This window comes from Aeromicrobium sp. Root236, assembly GCF_001428805.1.
GTDB lineage: Bacteria > Actinomycetota > Actinomycetes > Propionibacteriales > Nocardioidaceae > Aeromicrobium.
On the sequence record NZ_LMIS01000001.1, the window covers coordinates 2,087,916 to 2,107,387 of the forward strand.

A 19,472-nucleotide genomic window follows, 5' to 3' on the forward strand; every position below is an offset into this window, starting at 1 on the left:
GTTCTCTCCTGTTGTCGACTCAGTAGATGACGGTCGGGGGCTGGTTGGGCGCCTGGACCTCTTGGACCGGCAGGACCTGGCGCATCCGCATGGCGAAGCCGTCGCCGAGCGTGCGCATGGGCTGCCCCTCCTCGCCGAACGTGACCTCCCAGGTCACCGTGACATCGGCGTAGAACGCGTCCTTGATGTTGGCCGGGATCGGCTTGGTGGCGTACTTGCGGGCCGATGCCGACGATCGCTTGAAGATGATCGAGCAGGCGTCAGCCGGCTGGTTCTTGGGCAAAGCCCCCTCGCGGTAAGGGGAATCCGCCAGGCAGGTCGTGGACTTGATGCCCTCCTGCTGCGGGTTGATGACGACCTTCGTCGCCCGGGCCCTCATGATGACGTCGCCGGCCGTCACCTCGCGGTAGGCGCCCCCGTTCCGGGTCTCCTCCATCGGGGTCCCCGAGAGCGGGTCGAGCCACTGGAACGTGAAGAACGTCGGAATGCCCACGAGCGGTGTCCTGTTGGGCCGCGTCACGAGGAGCGGGACCGGCATCGGCTTGTTCCTGTCGATCTGGTTCCACAGGAAGTTGGTGATGCCGTTGTGGTGGTCGCTGGTGTCGGTGCCGAAGGGAACGAACACGATCGACAGGGACAGCGTCCGGTTGGGCCCGCCGTTGTAGGTGTCGAAGTCGATGTTCTCCAGGCAGGTCATCAGCATGAACCGGCCCTTGTCGGGGTTGGGATTGTGTGGCGCCTCGACCGTCGGGGGCAGCTCGCTGTAGCGGCACTGCTGGAACTTCTGGTCGCCGTACTTCTCGCGCAGCGTCTTGGCATCGCCGGCGCCGAACGTGTTGCAGTACATCCCCATGCCGGTGCCGTTGGCGTACACCGAGCACGACGTCGTGTCGGTCCTGATGTCGTCGACCGCGGTCTTGTCGCTGAGGTCACCCTTGGGATCGGGGTCTGTGACAACGGGGGTCTCCGTGGTGCACGGCGCCGGGCACGCCACTGCGGTCTGCTCGGGAAGGAACACCAGCGCCGCTGACGCCAGGCTCAGCATCAGAGCGAGAGCTGAGACTCGTCGGGACATCCTCATGCCGGAGCACCTCCAGTGCACTTGCCCTTGTACTTGAAGCTGGTGAGGATCCAGCGGCCTCCGCTGAGCTTCAGCGTGGCGGTCTGCTTGAGCCAGAACCTGTCGGGCTTGCCGACATAGTCACCGTTCTTCTCGTAGACGCCCACAGAAGTCCCCCACAGACACATCGTCAGGGTCGCCTGCGACCCAGTGGACCTGGCACGGTCAACCTTGACCTTGCCGACAGGCTTGACGTTCCAACGGTTCTTCTTGGCCGCATTGACACCGGCGACAAACTGACGCAGGACCTTGGTGCTCACCTGCTTGGCCATGCCGGGCTGTACCTTGTGGGCATTGATCGACCCGGTCAGCGTCTCGAACGCCGTCTTCCAAGCGAGGACCGCCGCGTCGTCCGCATACTGGTCCCAGTTCTGGATCTCGTAGGTCACGCCGTGGGCGCCCTTGGGCTGCGCCTGCGCGGTCGGCGATGCCGATGCCGTCGTCTTGGTCGGCTTCGGGTCTGCCTTGTCGTCGTCGCCACCGCATGCGGAAACGCTCAGCAGCAGCGCCAACGCTGCGACGCTGGCCATCAGCGATTGCCGACTCACGAAAAATCCCCCCGGACATCCTGTTGCAGAACCCCGCCAGCATACCGAGAAATGGTCATCGCCGGTAAACGAACCCGGGTCACACCCGGTCGCGGGCCGCCGGATCAGCCTGGCGGAGGTGGCGTCTTGCACTCATCGGGCTTGTCCTTGTCAGGCTTGTCGTCGTCCTTGTCGTCCTTGGGCTTGTCCGTCGGCTTGGGCGTGCACGGCGTGACCTCGATCTCCGGCGGCGTGGGCGGCGCGGTCGCCGTCGGGTTGCCGGTGGCCGGTGGCGCGACCGACGGTGGACCGACGGTCGGGATCTTGCCACTGTCGGGCTCGGAGATGCCGCTGACCGGACGGGCGAGCGCCTTGCCTGACGCGTTGAGCACCGACTTGCGGATCATGCCGAGGAGGATCGCCTTGATCCGCACCTGCGTCGAGACCGTGACCGCGTTGAACGCACCACCTGGATCGTCGATCCTCGTGATCTCGGCACGGCACTTCACGAGCTGGGCGTCGGCAGCCATCGCCTGCTGGCAGTACTGCTGAGCCGCCTTGAGCGCGTCCTCGGGCACCAGGTCGAGGCGCGGGTCGGCGACGTCGATCGCCTGGGCGCCGGCTCTGGCCGCCTCCTGGGCGTACGCGACGGCGCGGCCCTTGGCGTTGAGCTGGCGGCCGCCGTCGACGACGAGCGCCGCCAGCAGGATGATCGCCAGTGACACGATCACGACGAACGGCGTGATCGAGCCCTTCTCGTCGCGGCGCTTCATCGGTAACCCCGGTAGCGGTCGAGCGGGCTCGTGAACGTACGTGTGATGTGGACCGACTTGAGCGGCAAGGCCGCGAGATCGCTGAGGTCGAGAGTGCAGTGCACCGTCACCGAGACCGTGTCGATCGCCAGGGGGTTGTTGGGATCGGGCAGGTCGAACGCGGTCTTGGACAGCACCGGCGGATCAGCCACCGCGCTGTCGCGGCAGGACGCCGGTGCGTCGGCCATCGCGTCCGCGATGACCTCGTTGACGGTCTTGGGGACGTCCGCCTTGACGTTCTGGGCCGTCGCAGCCCGGGCGCCGTCGCGAGCGGCCTGGTCGACGAGGTTCTCGGTCTGGGCGTAGCGGCCGAACGCGATGATCAGCATCATCAGCGCCAACAGGAACGGGGCGACGATGACGAGCTCGAGGCTGGCCGATCCGCGGTCGACGCGCCTCACTGCGAGTCCCTCGTGTCGCCGCGGAACTGCTCGAGGGTGGCCTCGGACGTCTGCTGGATCTCGACAGAGCCGCCCAACGGCAGCACGGCGTCGCCGATCACGAGCATCGACACCCGCCCGGTCTTGGTGTCGATCGTGCCGATCGCGGTGACGTTCTTGAGCCGGCCGATCTTGGTGGCGTAGCCCTCGGTGACGTCCTCGGCGGCATGGACGAACGCCGTGGGGTCGGAGTTGTTGCCGGCGAGCCGGAGGTAGGACACGCCCTCGCGCGACGCCGACTGCGCGGTGTTGCGCGCATAGAGGTAGAGACCCGCCTGGATGATCGTGAAGATCAGCAGCAGGAAGACCGGCGCGATGATCGAGAACTCGAGCGCGCTGGTGCCGCGCTCACGGCGCGACTTGCGGTCAGGTGTTGGAGCCCTGCTCGATCTTGCTCGAGTTGTCCTCGACGACACCTTGGATGACTCGCGCGACGACGAGGGCGAGGACGACGACGACGGCCGAGATGATGGCCCACTCGATCGCGGACGCACCGCGCTCGTTGAAACCTTCACGTCGAGCCCGGTCTGCGCGGGCGTGGACGTACGCGATGATCGCCCTGGCGTAGAACAGTTCTGCTGACACGAAATCTTCCCCCGACACATGGAGCGGCCGCCTACCTGAGCTGGCTGACGGCTGGATAGGCCAAGAATACCAAGAACGCGACACACATCAGCAGCTGTGCCATCAACATCGACTGCGAGCTCTCGCCGGCTGCTCCCTCGATGTCGACCATCTCCTTGCGACGCATGCTCTCGGCACGCGCCATGAGCGAGAGACGGATGCGCGCGCCTTCGTCGCCGGCGAGCGCCAGGGCCGACGCGAGGTCCCGCAGCTCGTCGACGCCGAGGTCGCGGCCGAGCCTCGCGATGCCCTCCCACGGCGTCCAGCCCATGATGCGCGCGTTGGACAGCGCCTGACGCATCCGCACCATCGCCCAGTGGTCACCGAACGACGACGCCGCCATGAGCGCCTCGGGCAGGCCGCGGCCGCCGGCGAGGTTCATCGCCACGAGGTCGAGGAACGCACCGGTGACGTGCCGGAAGTCGCGACGCCGCAGCTCGGCCTCGCGGTGGAGGGCCAGGTCGGGCAGGAAGAAACCGAAGATGCCGGCGATGAGGGCGAAGACGATCGGCATGCCGCCGTTGCCGCCGAACCCGAGGAGGAACACGACTGCGGGGAACCAGATGAACGCCGTCAGTCCCAGCAGCGCCTTGGTGCCGAGGTGCGTCGTCATCGGCCGGTTCATGACGGCGAGGTCCTCGCGCGTACGGATCAGCTGCCAACCGCGGGCCGCGACCTCGGCCTCGATGCGCTCGCCGACCGTCTCGCGGAGCCGCTCGAGCCGGCCGTCGGCGCCGGCTCCCGCGGCACTCGCCGTGAGCGCGCGGCGGCCGTGCCGGGTGCGGTCGAGACGGTTGAGCGTCGCCGCGACGCCTGGCACGGGTCGGCTGAGCACGACGACGATGATGAGGATCCCGGCGCCGACGCTCGCGCCTGCGAGCAGCTCGAGGATCATGTTTGCGGCGCCTTGGTCGTGGGAGTGATGAGGAAGCGCTCCGGCTCGCTGACACCGGACAGGCTGCGCAGCCAGAACACGCTGAGACCGAACACCGCGAGCACCGTGGCCAGCACGACCTGGCCTTCGACCGTGCCGTACGGCTTGACGTACTCGCGGTTGAACAGGACCAGGAGGGTGGCGACACCGGCGATGACGCCCACCACGACCTGCACGCTGCGGCGCGTGCTGCGCCGGCTCGACTCGACGCGGCGGCGTACGTCGAGCTCGTCGCGGGCCGACGTCGCCAGCGCCGTGAGGACGTCGCGGAGGCCGGGGCCACGGAGTCGCGCGTTGAGGATCAGTGCCGCGACGACGAGGTCGGCAGACGGGTCGTCGAGATCCTCGGAGAACTTCATGAGCGCGTCGGGCAACGGCTCACGTACGCGCAGGCGGTCGACCAACAGGTTGAGCGACGGGCGGATCGACGGCGCGGCGTTGACCGCCGTCGCCGGGATCGCCTGCTCCAGGCCCACGGCGCCGGCGATCGTGTCGCGCAGCGACTCGATCCAACCCGCGAGACCCTCGATGCGGGCGATCGCTGCGCGCTCGTGACGCGCACCGCCGAACACCCGGTCCCAGAACGCGACGAGCGCACCCAGCACGAGGGCCAGCACCACCCAGCGCGTCACGGCGAGGACGACGACGCCCGTCAGCGCGCCCGCGAGCAGCTGCTGCCCCCGGCGCCGGGTCGTCCGCGACGACAGCCGGCGACGCTGCGGCGTGGCGCCCTCGACCGTGGTGGACTCCTCGCCCCTGAGCGCGTAGACCAGCAGCACGCAGCCGAGGCCGAGCAGCGCTCCGGTCGTGACCGCGAGAGGGATCCGGTAGTCCTCCAACATCGTCTATGCCCACCTGCCGTGGACCTGGGGCTGGTAGCCGTGGTCCTGGAGATCGGCGATGCAGCCGATCGGCGAGTGCGGCACGGCCCGGCCGTCGGCGTCGGGCGCGAACACCTCATTGGACAGCACCTGGCCGTCGTGTCCCACGACCTCACGGATGCTCTCGACGACACGGATCTGGCTGCCGCCAGTGGCATGGTCGTTGTGCTTGCGGATGAACACGACGAAGTCGAGGGCGCCGGCGATCAGCATCGTGGTGGCCTCGAGCGGCAGGCGCTCGCGGCTCTGGATGGCGTAGGTGCCGATGCGGTTGAACACCTCGAGCGAGGAGTTGGCGTGGATCGTCGAAAGTGAACCGTCGTTGCCCTGGCTCATGGCGTTGAGCATCGTGACGATCTCGTCACCGAGCACCTCACCGACGATGACGCGGGACGGGTTCATGCGGAGCGAGCGGCGTACGAGCTCAGCCATCGACACGTGGCCGAGGCCCTCGGAGTTGCCGAGCCGCTCCTCGAACGAGACCACGTTGGGGTGCAGGTCCTCGTACTCACCGAGGCCGACCTCGAGCGCTCGCTCGACCGTGATCAGGCGCTCTGACGGTGGGATGACGTTGGCCAGGGCCCGGAGCATCGTGGTCTTTCCGGCGTTGGTCGCGCCGGCGATCATGATGTTCTTGCGGGCCTTGACCGCGGCGGTCAGGAACGAGCCGATCTCGGGCGACATCGTGCCGTTGGCGACGAGCTCGTGCAGGAACACCCGGCCGAGTCGCGCCTTGCGGACCGAGATCGACGGTCGCGCGCACACGTTCATCACGGCCGACAGGCGCGAGCCGTCGGGCAGCCGGAGGTCGAGCTGCGGGTTGGCCGAGTCGAACGGCCGGCTCGACAGGCCGGTGTGGGCGGCGAGCACCTGGACCAGCTCGATCAGCTCGTCGTCGGTCTCCGCCACGGGCGGGTGCCGCTCCTCGCGGCCGTCGCCGTACTGGACGAACACGTGGTCGCAGCCGTTGATGTCGATGTTCTCGACGTCGGGGTCGGACAGCAGCGGCTCGAGCCGGCCGACGCCGAACAGCGCCGAGTGGATCGCCGACGCGACCTGCCCCTCGACGTCCGCCGGGATCGGCGACCGACCCTCGGCGACCTCGTAGCGCGCATGGTCCTCGAGCACCTGGACGATGAGCGACCGGGCGTACTCGCGCTCGTCGTCGGCATTCATCGGCGAGACGCCACTGATCTGGTCGCGGCGCCGCTGCTCGTTGAGCCGGTCGGCGACCTGGCCGCGGAGCGTACGGACGAGGTCGTGGTCGATCATGACGCGACCTCCGGGCTGGTCTGGTCGATCGGCCGGAACGCTCCGGTCGTGCGAGCCGCCAGCTCGTCGACGATCGGTTGCGCCGACCGTACGAGCTGGGTGCGGGCCGGGTTGCCGACGACCTGGCCCAGGAAGAACCCGGCGCCGGTCTCGTCGGCGGCGAGGTGGTGCACGCCCGCCACCGGGGTCGCTGACCGCTCGATCGCGTCGCGGATCTCCGCGACCGTGCGCGAGCGCTTGGGCGACGCCACCACCACGACGTAGAGGGGCGCGCCGGCACTGCCGCCGAGGCTGTCGCTGACCTTGCGCAGGCGCTCACGCAGGTGGACGACGCTGCTCGGCACGGTGTCGACGAGCATCACGACGGCGGACGCGGAGGCGAGCAGGGCGTTCTGCGGGGTCTCGGCCCCGATGCGGCCGAGGTCGACGACCGCGTCGGTGCCCGGGATGTGCGCGAACAGCAGACCCAGCTGGCCCCATTGACCCAGTCCGGCTGCCTGCTCCGGCGCCGTCATGCCCGTGATGACGTCGAGTCCGCCGACGATCTGCTCGGAGTGCTGTGACACCAGCTCGGGATAGAGCGACTTGCGGCCGGCCGCGACGAGGTTGAGCAGACCGGGGTTGGGGTCGAGCGGCTCGCCGTCGATGCCGGGCATGCGCAGCGCCACGTCACCGCCCGACGGGTCGCACTCGACCATCACGCTGGGCCGTGGCCACAGCGCGGCGAACAGCAGCGCCGCGGTGGTGACACCCGGCGATCCCTTGGCCGACGCGATCGCAACCATGCCCATGGTCAGGCCTCGCAGGTCTGCTTGACGAGCGTGCTCTCGCCACCGATGAGCGCCGGCGTGATGGACCGCTCCTCGATGCCCTCGGACACCAGAGAGAGGCACGAGATGTCGATCGCCACGACGATCGCGACCTCGTCGCCGCCCGAGCCGGCGATCGCGCCGCCCTGCTCGTCGCCGACCGAGACCAGCTCGGCGCGTACGGTCTGGCGCTTCCCACCGTCGGACGTACCGATGTCGAGGGCGAGCTGGTCACCGGACTGCAGGTTGCTGATGAACGGTGACGCGTCGACCGTGACCGTGAGCCGGGTCTGGTCGTCGCGGAGGCCGGACTTCTCGGAGACCATCGAGCGCATCAGCACCGTGCCGGGGAGCAGCCGGGCCGCGGCGGACTTGCCGACGATGCTGTCGGAGTCCGACGACGGCACGCCGCCCTTGAACCCTTCGGGCAGGCTCACGCGGGTCAGGTCGTCCTTGGAGATCGTCGCACCCTGGGCGACCTCGTGGTCGACCTGCACGAAGTAGGCACGGTTGCCCGACTGGATCGCGAGGAAGGCCGAGGCGAGGGCGCCACCGAAGATCAGCAGGACGGCGAGTCCGATCAGGGCCGGACGGGACTCCCGGGTCGACGGGAGCCGCGAGACGGTGGCCTGGTTCGTGCTCGATCTGGCCATGTGGTGCACCTCTCGGGGAAACTGCTGGGGGTCATCCAAGAGGGGGAGCTGATCCGTCCCCCGACGTGGATCTCGGGACAAACGGTACACGGACTGGCATTCACCAATCGACGCGCCCGCACCCTCAGCGCGTGGCCTTGGGACCCGGCGTTGCAGGGGCCGACGTGGGTGGCCGGTTCTGCTTCTGCTGTTCCTTCTTCTCGTTCTCCTCGGTCTTGCGGAATGCCTGGGTGACGGCAAGGGCGGCGATGATGACGGCGACCGCGATCAGGCCGACGACGACCGCCGGCCAGATGCGACGGTGCTCCCGCCACGTACGGCGGCTGCCGTGCAGCAATGCGGACCGCAGCTGGCGGCGACGCATCGCATCGGCCTCGAGGACGTAGCGCTCGGCGTTGGGGGTGTTCTGCATCGCCGCCTGGGGCCCGACTGGCGGTGGTCGGTCACTCATCGGCGATCACTGCGGCCGGCGATCAGCCCCGCGACCCGCAGCATCGCCTCGCGCGTGCCGGGGGACACGTGCGCCGGATCGTACGCATGGCCGGCCTGCAGGTGGGGGTCCGGTGGCACCACGACGACCGAGACGCCGAGCGCTCCGGCGAACTCGCGCTGCGCCTCCCGGTAGGACTGTTCGTGGGGACAGACGACGACGTGCACCGCCGAAGCCGTGGCCTGCGGGTTCACGATCTTGATGCGGTCGAGCGCGGCCCGCAGGGCACCGATGCCCAGCTCCCCGGGGCTGGTGACGACCACCGCCTGGTCGGCGCGGGCCAGTGCCGCGTGTCCCGCCTCGCCGGCGTCGTCCCCGACGTCGAGCAGGTTGAACGTGTGATCGGCACGCAGGCGGTCGAGCACGCCGGCGACGTCGCCTCGGCTCAGACCCTGGTCCCAGCCCGAGCCGTCGACGAGGCCGAGTCCGGTGGGCGCGGCGGGAGGAGACGCCGCCTCCACCTCCGAGAGCATCGAGGCGACGGTCCGTGGCGCGGCGACCCCGAACATACGGCCGAGGGACGGGGATCCCTGCTGGACGTCGATGACGACCGTGTGGTCCTCGCGCATCGCCATGAACGTCGTGCCGACGCCGACGGCGATCGTCGTGCACCCGACGCCGCCCTTGCCCGCGACGAACGCCACGATCCGGCGGTCGGTCTGCCGTTGGCGCGTGGCGTCGACGGCCTCACGCTCGCTCTGGACCGTCACGGCGGCGTCAGGGGTGACGAGTCCGCGGGCGACGGTGCGCAGCATGCGTCCGGTCTGGCGGGGCGCCGGCTGGGGGCTGCTGGCCCGCGACAGGATCTGCTCGGCGGGCGAAGGAGGCCGCTCTGCATCGGGCTCCTCGACCGCGGGAGCCGGCTCGGGTGCGGGGCGGTTGAACTCGGGCCGGATCGGGACCACGCGCCCGCCCGGCTCGTCGACCTCGTCGCGCTCGGCCGGACGCACGGGGGCCGGAGCCTCCGGTTCGCCGAGCCCGAGACTTCTCGGGTCGATGCCCATCCTGCTCAGGTCGCTGGCAGCCGACTGCGCCTGCCGGCGATCGCGGAGTGACTGATCGGGCTGATCCTGGTCGTCGGTGTCGTCAACCATCAGAAGAGTCCTCCCATCTTGTCGTACACCCCGACTGCCCCGACGAGCACGACGAGCAGGTCGACGACCACGAGGAACTCGACGACGTTGAGCCAGCGCTTGACGCGGGCCCGGGTGATGTCGGACATCTGCAGCGACGACAGGGCGATGGCGGCGACGAGAATGGCCGCGACGACGATCGCGAGCCAGGGTGCCGCCCACTCCTCCTCGACCGCGAACCGCGCCATCGCGAACGCCATCACCACGACGCCGGCCGTGCGCAGCGGCAACATGTGGGGCGTACGGGAGAACAGCCGCGATCTCAGGATCGCCGCCGCAGCGAGGCTCAGGGCGAGGGTGCGGTCCCACGAGCTCCCAGCGAGGTCGAGCGTGACGCCTCCCCACACGATCACGAGCGCGATGCCGACCAGCGAGCCGATCAGGACCGCGTTGCTCGCCTGGTAGCGCGCGCGAAGGGCGGCCAGCTCGAGGCGCCCGACGTGCCGGACGCGGTAGTCGGCACTCGCGAGGCCTCCGACCGAGAGCGAGACCAACGGAAGCGACCCGACCAGGAGCAGCACGAGGACCGGGACGACACGAGGGACCTGTGCCATCGGCAGGTCGGTCCAACCCGCTGCTGCCTGCAGGATCCCCGCCACCAGCAGCACGACGGAGGTCGCGAGATGCCCCGTGGCGAGCGTCGTGAGCGCGCGAGCGGCACCCGCAGCGATCGCCACGGCCGCTGCGGCCACCACCAGGGTCTCCCAGCGCTGGAGGTCGGCCGAGTCGCCGACCGCCGAGCCGAGAAGCGCCGCCCAGAGCATCGCCGCAACTGCCGCCAGCTGGGCATCCAGCGGCCGGGCCCACCGAGACGCCCACCAGGTCGCGAACAGCAACACCGCTGTGCAGAACGCCGCCGGACCGGCCGACGTGAAGTCCTCGAGGCGGTTGCCTTCGTCGATCCGCGCGGCAAGCCACGAGACCAGGCCCGTCACCGCGAGCGCGACCGCACCGACGACGACGGTGTAGGACCTCGTGGTCACGGTGGACCAGACACCACCTGCAGCATCGACACTGTCCTCGACCGTGTCACGGACGTCCTCCACCGCAGCGGGCCGTACGTCGTCGGACTGGCCGCGGAGCTCGAGGACGTCCCCGTCGAGCACGCCGGCATCGCCCAAGGTCTGGGACAGCGACAGTGGACTGCCGCCCAGCCGGGCCAGGGTCCAGCTCGTCGGTGAACCGTCGAGGGCAGCGGGCGCCGCGTAGCGCATCACCTGTGGCAGCACGTCGGCCAGAGGGAGCGAGCTCGGAAGGGCGAGGTCGATCGTGCGCTCCGCCGTGACGACGGTGACCCGACTGTAAGCAGTCAGCAACGCGCGTTCCCCCTCGTGCTCGCATGTGCCGGATGCCTTGCGGGCCCCCGGTGGCGCTTGTGAGCATATCGTTGACCCAGCACCCTCACACCACACGACGGACATTCGGGGACCTCATGACCACCACGTTGGTGAAGCGACCGGCACGTATCGCGCCGCCGAGCACTGAGGGTTCCGCCCTCGCGATCGAGGCGCCACCCATGCGCGGACAGGCTGCTCCGGCGATGGCCGGCGCCAGCATGATGATGATGCCGATCATGAGCGGCACGGGCTCCCTGACGGTCGCCATCACGCAGCAGGGCCGGCCGATCGTGGCGGTCGCCGCCCTGCTCGCGCTCGTCGGCTCGATCGCGATCGGCGCCATGATGATGATCAGCCAGCGCAGCGGCTCCAAGCGGCAGGTACGCGAGGGCCGTGAACGCTACCTCGACTACGTCGAAGCGCTGCGCCACACGGTGCGCGACCAGATCGCCGGCCAGCGGGCCGAGCAGGCGTGGCGCTACCCGCGGACCGACGAGCTGCTCGACATCTGCCGCGACGACACCCGTCGGTGGGAGCGACGACCCTCGCACCTCGACTTCCTCTCGGTGCGTGTCGGCACCGGCGACGTTCCGCTCTCCACGGGCCTCAGCCTCGACGCCGACACCGGGCCGCTCAACGACTTCGACCCCGTGTGCCTGCAGGCGGCGCAGGAGCTGATCGAGCGCTACGCGATCCTGCGCGAGCAGCCCATCACCCTCAGCCTCACCGGGATCGGCCAGACCAGCGTCATCGGTCACGCCCCTCACCGCCGTGCCATCGCGACCAACATGGCGCTCCAGCTGGCGAGCCTGCACAGCCCCAACGACGTCGAGATCGCTCTCGTACGCTCTGACGCTGCCGCGGCGGCGTGGGACTGGCTCAAGTGGCTCCCCCACGCCCAGTCCGTCCACGTCCTCGACGGTGACCTGTCGGCACGTCGCGTGGAGGCCAGCGTCCCGGCGATGGCCGAGTTCCTCGCCCCTGAGCTCGAGGCACGCCTCGACCGCCTCCAGCGGTCCCGCGGCAGCGCCACGACCCCCACCTCGCACCTGGTCGTCATCGTCGACGGCGACGGACTGCAGCCGGGACACCACCTGGTCTCTCCCGACCCCCAGGTCTCGCTCGCGGCGCTGGGCGTCCACGTCATCTCGTTGCTCGACTCCGCACGCCAGGAGCCCGAGATCGTCGAGGAGCGCATCGAGATCGCCGATGACGGGTCCGCCGTCATGACGTCCCGCCCCGCGCCGTTCCGGATCGACATCGCCCCGGACGGCGTCACGTCGGCCATCTCGCGGGTCCTCTCGTCGCTGCGGCTGACCGTCGAGGACGTGGGCGATGACGGGCTCTCCGACACCGTCGGCCTGCCGGACATCCTGGGCGTCAAGGACCCGGCACACCTCGATCTCGAACGTTCCTGGCGCCCGCGTGCGCTGCGCGAGCTGCTGCGGGTGCCGATCGGCGTCGGCGCCACCGGCAAGACCGTGATGCTCGACCTCAAGGAGTCGGCACACGGGGGCATGGGCCCACACGGACTCGTCGTCGGCGCCACCGGCTCCGGCAAGTCGGAGATGCTGCGTACGCTCGTCAGCTCGCTGGTCATCGGGCACGGGCCCGATCGGCTCGCCCTCATGCTGGTCGACTTCAAGGGTGGTGCGACGTTCGCCGCCATGGAGGACATCCCGCACATCGCCGGCATGATCACCAACCTCCAGGACGACCTGACGCTGGTCGACCGCATGCGCGACGCCCTCTACGGCGAGATGCAGCGCCGCCAGGAGATCCTCAAGGACGCCGGCAACCTGCCCAACGTGACGGTCTACCAGGACCGGATCGACGCCGGCGAGCCGCTCGAACCGCTGCCGCACCTCCTCGTGATCGTCGACGAGTTCTCCGAGCTCCTGACCGCCAAGCCCGACTTCGCCGAGCTGTTCGTCGCGATCGGCCGCATCGGACGATCGATCGGCGTCCACCTGCTGCTGGCGACCCAGAAGCTGGAGATGGGCAAGATCCGCGGCCTGGAGTCGCACCTGTCCTACCGGATCGGCCTGCGTACGTTCTCCGAGGGCGAGAGCCGGGACGCGATCGGCGTGCCCGACGCCTATCACCTCCCACCGGAGCCGGGTTCGGGCTATCTCAAGGTCGACACCACGGTCTTCGACCGGTTCAAGGCGGCGCTCGTCTCGTCGCCCTACACCCCTCCGAGCGAAGGCCCCAAGACCACGGTGCCCGTCGTGCCGTACGTCGCGGTCAACGGGCTGGGCGCCTGGCTGGCGCAGCAGGTCGCCGCAGCAGACGGCGCCGACGACGCCTCAGAGCAGTCGGCGAGCGGGACGACGGTGCTCGACGTGCTGTGCCGTCAGATGGCGTCATCCGGCTACGCCCAGGTGCGTCCGGTCTGGCTCGACCCGCTGCCGGAGCGGCTTCCCCTCGGCAACCTCCTGGCGGACCGCAAGCCTGAGACGGGCACCCTCGACGCCGTGCTCGGGCTCGTGGACGACCCGACCCACCAGGCACAGTTCCCGCTGGTGTGGGACTTCACCGGCGCCCGCGCCAACATGCTGGTGATCGGCTCACCGGCCTCGGGCAAGAGTGTCCTCCTGGCGTCGATGATCACCTCCCTGTCGTGGTCGTACGCGCCCGGCGAGGTCGTCTTCTACTGCATCGACTACGGCGGAGGCGTGCTGCGCGGGCTCGAGGGTCTCGCACACGTCGCCTCGGTCGCCGGCCGCCTCGACGCCGAGCTGCGGTCACGCACCGTCAACGACGTACGTTCGCTGATCGACGAGCGCGAGCAGATGTTCCGGCTGCACGACATCGACTCGATGAGCGGCTGGCGGCGGGCTCGCGCCGAGGGCCGCCTGCCCGAGGACGTGCCGGGCGACGTGTTCCTGGTGATCGACGGCTGGGGCATCATCCGCGACGAGGACGACGCGATGGACTGGGCCGTGGCCGACATCGCCGCGCGCGGCCCGGCATACGGCGTCCACGTCGTGCTGACCGCGACCCAGTCGATGCAGGTACGCATCCGCATGCAGCCGGCATTCGGCGGCCGCATCGAGATGCGGCTCGGTGACGTGTTCGACAGCGAGTTCGGCCGTGACCTGATGAAGCAGATCCCGGCCGACAGCCCCGGCCGCGGGCTGTCGGACATCGGTGGCGCCCACCACTTCCAGACCGCGCTGCCCACGGCGGACCCCGAGGCCGACCCGACCGACCTGCAGACCATGCTCGGAGCCTGGGTCACCCGGCTCAACGAGCGCTGGCCCGACCGCCAGGTCTCGCGCGTCCAGACGCTGCCCGAGACGGTGTGGCTCGACGAGCTCGACCGCAGTGACCTCAACCGCTGGGAGGTCCCGGTCGGGTTCTCCGAGCTCAATCTGGGCACCGCGACTGTCGACTTCAGCGACACCGCGCCGCACCTGCTGGTCTACGGCGACAATCAGACCGGCAAGAGCACCCTGCTCCGCACCCTGGTGCAGGGCCTCGTCGCCGGGAAGTCGACCGACGAGGTCGGCATCGTGTTCATCGACCACCGCCGCTCGCTCATGGGCTGCATCCCGGACGACTACCAGGTCGCCTATGGCATGTCCGCGGACCAGAGCGCGTCGATCGCCGCGACGATCGCCCAGTCCCTCCGCGAGCGGATGCCCGGGCCCGACGTGACGGCGCAGCAACTGCGCGACCGCAGCTGGTGGACGGGCCTGGAGCTGTTCGTCGTGGTCGACGACTACGACCTCGTGTCGACGACGAGCGGCAATCCGCTGCAACCGTTCGTGGACCTCGTCGCACAGGCGTCCGATCTCGGCTTCCACCTGATCATCAGCCGGCGCGTCGGAGGCCTCGCCAGGGCCATGCACGAGCCCTTGCTGCAGCGGCTCGCGGACATCTCCACGCCGGGCCTCATGTTCGCCGGCGATCCCATGGAGGGGCGACTCGTCAACGGAGTGGCCGCCCGGCGCCTTCCCGAGGGTCGCGCGCTGTTCGTCAGCCGCGACGGACGATCGTCGCAGATCCAGGTGGGTCGACCCCGCGAGGACGCCTGACACCGTCGCACACAACGCAGAAGCGCCACGACCCGATGGGTCGTGGCGCTTCTGTCGGTGCTGGGCTCAGGAAGGAGCGAGACCGCGGCGAACCGTGTTCATGGTCGCCTGCGTGTCACCGCTGACGTTCTGCAGGCTCGTGCCGTGCGTCTTGAGGTCCTCGATGTGCTGGTCGATGAGCTCGTTGGCCTTGGCCTTGACGGCCGAGACCTCGTCGGCACCGACGCCGCCGTCGAAGTTGGAGATGGCCTGGTCGATGTGGCTGGCCAGCTCCGCACGGTAGGAGTCGACGTTGCCGCCGTGGCTCTTGAGTGCTCCAGCGCCCTCTTCGAGGACGCCCAGGTCGAATGTCGTACGCGATCCGTCAGCCATGCTCACGCACCCCCGCCGAAGTTGATGGAACGGACGGCCGAGCCGGTGGACTCAGCCGAGCCGAAGGACGCCTGCTGCGTGTTGGAGCTGGTCTCGTCGTGGTCGAGGACCTGCTTGTTGGCGCGTACGGACGACACCGCGTGCTCGACGATGCGCTTGGCGATCTCGCCGTGGTTGACGGCGTGCTGCCCGGAGACGGCTTGGTGCTTGTTGCCGGCCCGGCCCGCGAAGCCGCGCGTCATGCCTTCCATCTGCGATGCGTGGGACTTGGCGCCGGCCATCTGCTCCTCGGCGTTGCCCTCGTACTTGCCGCCGGCCCTGGCCAGCGCTCCGCTGTCGTTGAGATTAAGCTTGCCCATTGGAGTTGTTCCTCCCCCGATATGTGTCACGTCTGTGGTCCTACCGTAATTGGTTTCAGTCGCACTGTCACTCCCAGGGCGTTCCGATGTCCTGAGCGCGCGCGGCGCGTGTGTCAGGATGTTGGCATGAGCATCCATCGGGGGATGGCCGTGGCCGCCGCACTGACTCTGACCCTCATTACGACGTCGTGCACCAGCGACGACAAGCCGGACCCGAAGCCGCCGACCGGTTCGCCGACCAGTGCGTCGCCGACGCCGGCCCAGGCCTCGGAGGACCCGGGCGTCCAGGCGGTTCCCCTCGCCGGCGACAAGCACCTCAAGATCCAGTGGAGTCTCGACAAGGGCGTCAACGGGAGCGACCCTGTCGTCGACGTCGGCCGCCGCACGCTCGCCGCGGTCTACCTCGCGACGTTCTCACCGGAGTGGCGCAGCGACGCCGCGATCGGCAAGGTCAGCGCGTCGCTCACGACCGGCGACGACGTGCTGCTGGAGCCCACCCGCTCAGCGCGGAGCGGCAAGCAGCCGGTGGCCAACGACCCACTCGTCATCACGGTCCAGCCACCTCAGGTCGACGGCGACACGGCCGTGTTCTGGGCATGCGTCGACGCGCGCGGGGCCTTCGACCACACACCGACGCGCAGGAACAACATCGGTATCCTGGCGAGCGTCTCAGTCACGGCGAAAGACGGCGTCTGGAAGGCGACCCGCTACGACCTCGACCCGCAGGACCCCACGAGCGACGACCGCTACTACCAGCGGTGCCAGCAGGACAAGTAGGACTCAGACCGGGACGCGGCCGTTGATCGGTCGCACCACGGCAGGCGGGGTCTGGGTGTTGGCGCCCTCTGCGTCGTTGCGGTCCAGGTGGTTCGCCGAGCTCACGGCGTTGGCGCCGAGGTTGTCGACGTCAGTGCCCATCTGCGTGAACTTCGGGACCCACGTCGAGGCGAACGTCTCGATGGCGGAGCCCAGCCCTGAGGGATCGTCCTTGATGGCCGACTTGGCGCCCTCGAGCGCCGACTTGGACTCGCTGCCGATCGTCGTCCACCCGTCGGCGGTGCCAGCCGTCTTGGTGCCGGCGTCGCGAACGGCGCTGGTGTCGGCTGAAACGCGTGTGTCACCCATGAGGTGCCTCCATCAGTGGGACTTCAGATCGGTCTTGGTGCCGTCGAAGGCTTGAGAATACGCGTCACGGGCGTCCTGCCCGAACTGCGTGAAGTACTTCGCCATCGCAGGGTCGCGGACGCCCTGGTTGAAGATGGCCTGGTCCTGCGCCGTCCAGTCACCGAGCGGCTTGGGACTGCCGTCGGACGACCGCGGGATCTTGTCGCCGAACTGGGCCAGGTCCTGGTCGCTGAGCGAGGCGTAGAGCGTCATCTCGGCGGTCGTCTGGATGTGATTCTCCGACCCGGAGTGCAGGCTGCCGATGAGCTGGTTGGCCACGGCGGTCGTGTCGATGTGCTCGGACTCCTTGAGTGCATCGAGGTAGGCGCCCACACCCTCCTTGACGAGGTCACCACCGACCGGGATCTTGTCGAACGGGAGCTTGTCGGTGAAGAAGCCGATGATCTTGTACTTGTCGTCGACCCCGTCGTTGTGCTCCTTGTCCGACTCCTGGTGATCGTCGAACGTCTGCTCGCTCGAGCCGTAGTCGAGTGCGCCGAGCACGTGGCCGAGGGGCGTGTTGACGTTGGCGTCGATCGCGGCGATCCGGTCCTCGATCGAGCCATCGAGACCGGCGTAGTGGTGATAACCGGCCTGCATGTAGAGACCTTCGGCGGCCGTGAGGTGGGTCGCAGCGTCGTGGTCCTTGCCGATCTCGGCCAGGAACTTCTCGAGGTCGAGGTCGTCCATCGCACTGAAGCCCGGGTCGTACTGGACGCCCTTGGTGATCGGATCGATGTCGCCATCTGGACCGGCACCGCCGTCACCGATGAACGCCGAGTTGATGCCACCCAGGTGCTGGGTCGCCATGTTGGAGAAGTCGTCACGCAGGTCGCCGAACTTGTCGGAGTCGCCGTGGGAGACCTCGTAGACGACATCGCCGAACAGCGTCGCGGAGTCGCGGTCGCCGAGACCTGTCGCCGCCGTGAGCGCCTTGCCCAGCGGGTCCATCGCGTGGGTGTTGTTCTGCTCCTCCCAGAGCTTCTTGTCGTAGTAGCCGTCCTTGTCGGTCCCATCCCCCATGTAGGGCTGGTCGTTGGGCAGGCCCCAGTGGCGCTCGTTGAGGAGGTAGCGCAGCTTCTCGTTGTAGCCGACGTCCTGGTCGTGGCCTTCCTTGCCGTCGATCATGTAGCTGCGCGAGTCGGTGAAGAAGTCGTGCGACGCCTGCGGGTTGTTGCCCAGGGCCGTCATCAGGCCGTTCATGGGATCGAAGCCCGCCGCATGGGTCGACCCGGTGCCCTCGGTCCAGTCCAGGCGGATGCCGTGGTCGCTGCGCAGGTTGGCAACGGTGTCCATCCAGGGACCACCGCCGTGCTCGCCGTCGCCCTTGTCGAAGTAGTACATGCCGTTGCCGACATCAGTCAGGAAGTCGCTGCTGAACTCACCGTTCTTGAGCAGCGGCGCCAAGACCTGGTAGCCGTAGAGCTCGGTGCCGTACTCGAGGTCGTCGTCGCCCGGCCACTTGATGGTTGACTTCTCACGACCGAGCTCGTTGAGCCGCTCGGTGAAGTCGCCGTCGAGGCGGTAGTCGTCGCGCGTGCCGGGCTCGTAGCCGTCCTGGCCTCCCGTCGCCGTTCCCAGCGTGATGCCAAGGCTCTTCTGGAACTGCCCGATGAGGTCGCCCAGGGCGTTGTCGCGCGGGCCGCCGTCCTTGTTGCCGTAGTCGTCCGGCTTGGTGTCGCTCTCGGACTGGGCGACGATCTGGTTGAGCCGCAGCATCCCGTCCGGGCCGATCTTGTTCAGCAGCATCGCCGCGAACATCTGGTCGGTGCCGTACTTCTTGAGCAGGTCGACAAGCGGTCCCAACGGGGTCTTCATGTCGGTGTACTTGCCGTCGCTGATCTGCTGGATCAGCTTGTCGGCCTCGGTGACCGCCTTCTTGACGTTGTCCTCGTGCCACAGCTGCCCGAAGACCGTGAAGACCGGTGCGTTGGGGATCGCGCCGGCAGCCTTGGCGAGGGCGATGTTCTCGTCGGTCGGACCGTCCTTGAACATCCCTGCGGCTTCGCTGAAGCCGTCGACGATGTCGGTCTCGTAGGCCTCGCGGTAGGCCGCCATCGCGATCGACTTGTTGGTCTGCGTCGGGTGCCCGCCCTCGGGCTCAGGCTTCTCGGAGTCGGCCTCGAACCCGCCGATCTTGGCGTTGAACGCCTTGACCTTGCCGACGGCGTAGTTGATCGGCACGGCCGACCACGCGAGCTGCTTGTTGGCCGTCGCCGCCGAGTCGCGGATGGGCTTGGGCGCGGCGCGAAGCTCCGGGGCGCAGATCCCCTCCCAGGAGTCGACGGCCGGGTTGTAGGCCTTGTCGGTGATTTCCTTCTGGTCGAGGCACTTGGCAGCCTTCTGCTCCAGCGTCGACGCGGACGCCGTCATCGTGCCGGTGTCTGCAGGATGCTTCTCGAACGGCATCAACGCCATGTGGCTCCCCCAAGCTCAGTCATCGAGACAACCTGAAATCGGCGGCTGTCAGCCTGTCGAGGATAACCAGAACACCGGCCTTCA

Annotated in this window: 20 protein-coding genes; 2 read left to right on the forward strand and 18 right to left on the reverse strand. The window is 68.8% G+C overall.

Translation table 11 applies throughout. The features are described from left to right. Nucleotides 1-19: 19 nt before the first annotated feature. The 14 genes from ASE12_RS10495 to eccD all read right to left on the reverse strand — a co-directional run bounded on the left by ASE12_RS10495 (nucleotide 20) and on the right by eccD (nucleotide 11,011). Nucleotides 20-1,081 carry a hypothetical protein gene (locus ASE12_RS10495; RefSeq protein WP_157412891.1) on the reverse strand — a complete coding sequence of 354 codons (1,062 nt, stop codon included), beginning with the start codon at nucleotides 1,079-1,081 and terminating at the stop codon, nucleotides 20-22. Continuing rightward, entirely contained in the window at nucleotides 1,078-1,632 is a 555-nt protein-coding gene (locus tag ASE12_RS10500; RefSeq protein WP_157412892.1) for a hypothetical protein, read from the reverse strand. Before ASE12_RS10500 ends, ASE12_RS10495 begins: the two co-directional genes overlap by 4 nt. 140 nt (nucleotides 1,633-1,772) lie before the next feature. Continuing rightward, nucleotides 1,773-2,420, reverse strand: coding sequence for a Tad domain-containing protein (locus ASE12_RS10505; RefSeq protein ID WP_056400090.1), 648 nt, complete (start codon nucleotides 2,418-2,420; stop codon nucleotides 1,773-1,775). Beyond that, nucleotides 2,417-2,860, reverse strand: a complete 444-nt coding sequence (locus ASE12_RS10510) for a TadE/TadG family type IV pilus assembly protein (protein WP_056400091.1) — start codon at nucleotides 2,858-2,860, stop codon at nucleotides 2,417-2,419. The genes ASE12_RS10505 and ASE12_RS10510 overlap by 4 nt, the downstream gene beginning before the upstream one ends. Continuing rightward, nucleotides 2,857-3,315 (reverse strand): TadE/TadG family type IV pilus assembly protein, encoded by a 459-nt coding sequence (locus tag ASE12_RS10515; protein ID WP_056400092.1) that lies wholly within the window; start codon nucleotides 3,313-3,315, stop codon nucleotides 2,857-2,859. The genes ASE12_RS10510 and ASE12_RS10515 overlap by 4 nt, the downstream gene beginning before the upstream one ends. After that, the gene (locus ASE12_RS20230; protein WP_056400095.1) at nucleotides 3,266-3,484 is read right to left on the reverse strand and encodes a hypothetical protein; all 219 of its coding nucleotides are present in this window, start codon (nucleotides 3,482-3,484) and stop codon (nucleotides 3,266-3,268) included. The genes ASE12_RS10515 and ASE12_RS20230 overlap by 50 nt, the downstream gene beginning before the upstream one ends. A 31-nt stretch (nucleotides 3,485-3,515) precedes the next feature. Further along, on the reverse strand, nucleotides 3,516-4,418 hold the full coding sequence (locus ASE12_RS10525; RefSeq protein WP_056400097.1) for a type II secretion system F family protein: 903 nt from the start codon (nucleotides 4,416-4,418) through the stop codon (nucleotides 3,516-3,518). After that, entirely contained in the window at nucleotides 4,415-5,299 is an 885-nt protein-coding gene (locus ASE12_RS10530) for a type II secretion system F family protein (protein WP_056400098.1), read from the reverse strand. Before ASE12_RS10530 ends, ASE12_RS10525 begins: the two co-directional genes overlap by 4 nt. 3 nt (nucleotides 5,300-5,302) lie before the next feature. After that, complete coding sequence (locus ASE12_RS10535) at nucleotides 5,303-6,610, reverse strand: CpaF family protein (RefSeq protein WP_056400104.1); 1,308 nt, start codon at nucleotides 6,608-6,610, stop codon at nucleotides 5,303-5,305. Then, on the reverse strand, nucleotides 6,607-7,401 hold the full coding sequence (locus ASE12_RS10540) for a hypothetical protein (protein WP_056400107.1): 795 nt from the start codon (nucleotides 7,399-7,401) through the stop codon (nucleotides 6,607-6,609). Before ASE12_RS10540 ends, ASE12_RS10535 begins: the two co-directional genes overlap by 4 nt. Nucleotides 7,402-7,403: 2 nt before the next feature. Next, nucleotides 7,404-8,072, reverse strand: coding sequence for an SAF domain-containing protein (locus ASE12_RS10545; RefSeq protein ID WP_056400109.1), 669 nt, complete (start codon nucleotides 8,070-8,072; stop codon nucleotides 7,404-7,406). A gap of 124 nt (nucleotides 8,073-8,196) precedes the next feature. After that, a complete protein-coding gene (locus tag ASE12_RS10550) occupies nucleotides 8,197-8,523 on the reverse strand; it encodes a hypothetical protein (RefSeq protein ID WP_056400112.1) in 327 nt (108 codons plus the stop codon). Continuing rightward, nucleotides 8,520-9,656: a hypothetical protein gene (locus tag ASE12_RS10555; protein ID WP_056400114.1), complete on the reverse strand. Its 1,137-nt coding sequence runs from the start codon at nucleotides 9,654-9,656 to the stop codon at nucleotides 8,520-8,522. The genes ASE12_RS10550 and ASE12_RS10555 overlap by 4 nt, the downstream gene beginning before the upstream one ends. Next, entirely contained in the window at nucleotides 9,656-11,011 is a 1,356-nt protein-coding gene (gene eccD / locus ASE12_RS10560; protein ID WP_056400117.1) for a type VII secretion integral membrane protein EccD, read from the reverse strand. The genes ASE12_RS10555 and eccD overlap by 1 nt, the downstream gene beginning before the upstream one ends. Nucleotides 11,012-11,127: 116 nt before the next feature. Here eccD and eccCa point away from each other — a divergent pair, with 116 nt between their 5' ends. Continuing rightward, nucleotides 11,128-15,075 (forward strand): type VII secretion protein EccCa, encoded by a 3,948-nt coding sequence (eccCa, locus tag ASE12_RS10565; RefSeq protein WP_162255478.1) that lies wholly within the window; start codon nucleotides 11,128-11,130, stop codon nucleotides 15,073-15,075. A 66-nt stretch (nucleotides 15,076-15,141) separates the two neighbouring features. Here eccCa and ASE12_RS10570 read toward each other — a convergent pair whose 3' ends face one another. Then, nucleotides 15,142-15,447, reverse strand: a complete 306-nt coding sequence (locus ASE12_RS10570) for a hypothetical protein (RefSeq protein WP_056400119.1) — start codon at nucleotides 15,445-15,447, stop codon at nucleotides 15,142-15,144. A gap of 2 nt (nucleotides 15,448-15,449) precedes the next feature. Further along, entirely contained in the window at nucleotides 15,450-15,806 is a 357-nt protein-coding gene (locus ASE12_RS10575; protein ID WP_056400120.1) for a hypothetical protein, read from the reverse strand. Nucleotides 15,807-15,932: 126 nt separating this feature from the next. Here ASE12_RS10575 and ASE12_RS10580 point away from each other — a divergent pair, with 126 nt between their 5' ends. After that, a complete protein-coding gene (locus ASE12_RS10580; RefSeq protein WP_157412894.1) occupies nucleotides 15,933-16,583 on the forward strand; it encodes a hypothetical protein in 651 nt (216 codons plus the stop codon). 3 nt (nucleotides 16,584-16,586) lie between these two features. On the opposite strand, the gene ASE12_RS10585 is transcribed toward ASE12_RS10580, so the two are convergent. Together ASE12_RS10585 and ASE12_RS10590 are read right to left on the reverse strand one after the other, a co-directional pair. Further along, complete coding sequence (locus ASE12_RS10585) at nucleotides 16,587-16,931, reverse strand: hypothetical protein (protein WP_056400128.1); 345 nt, start codon at nucleotides 16,929-16,931, stop codon at nucleotides 16,587-16,589. Nucleotides 16,932-16,943: 12 nt separating this feature from the next. Next, nucleotides 16,944-19,388, reverse strand: coding sequence for a DUF6571 family protein (locus tag ASE12_RS10590; protein WP_056400132.1), 2,445 nt, complete (start codon nucleotides 19,386-19,388; stop codon nucleotides 16,944-16,946). Between the last annotated feature and the right edge of the window lie 84 nt (nucleotides 19,389-19,472).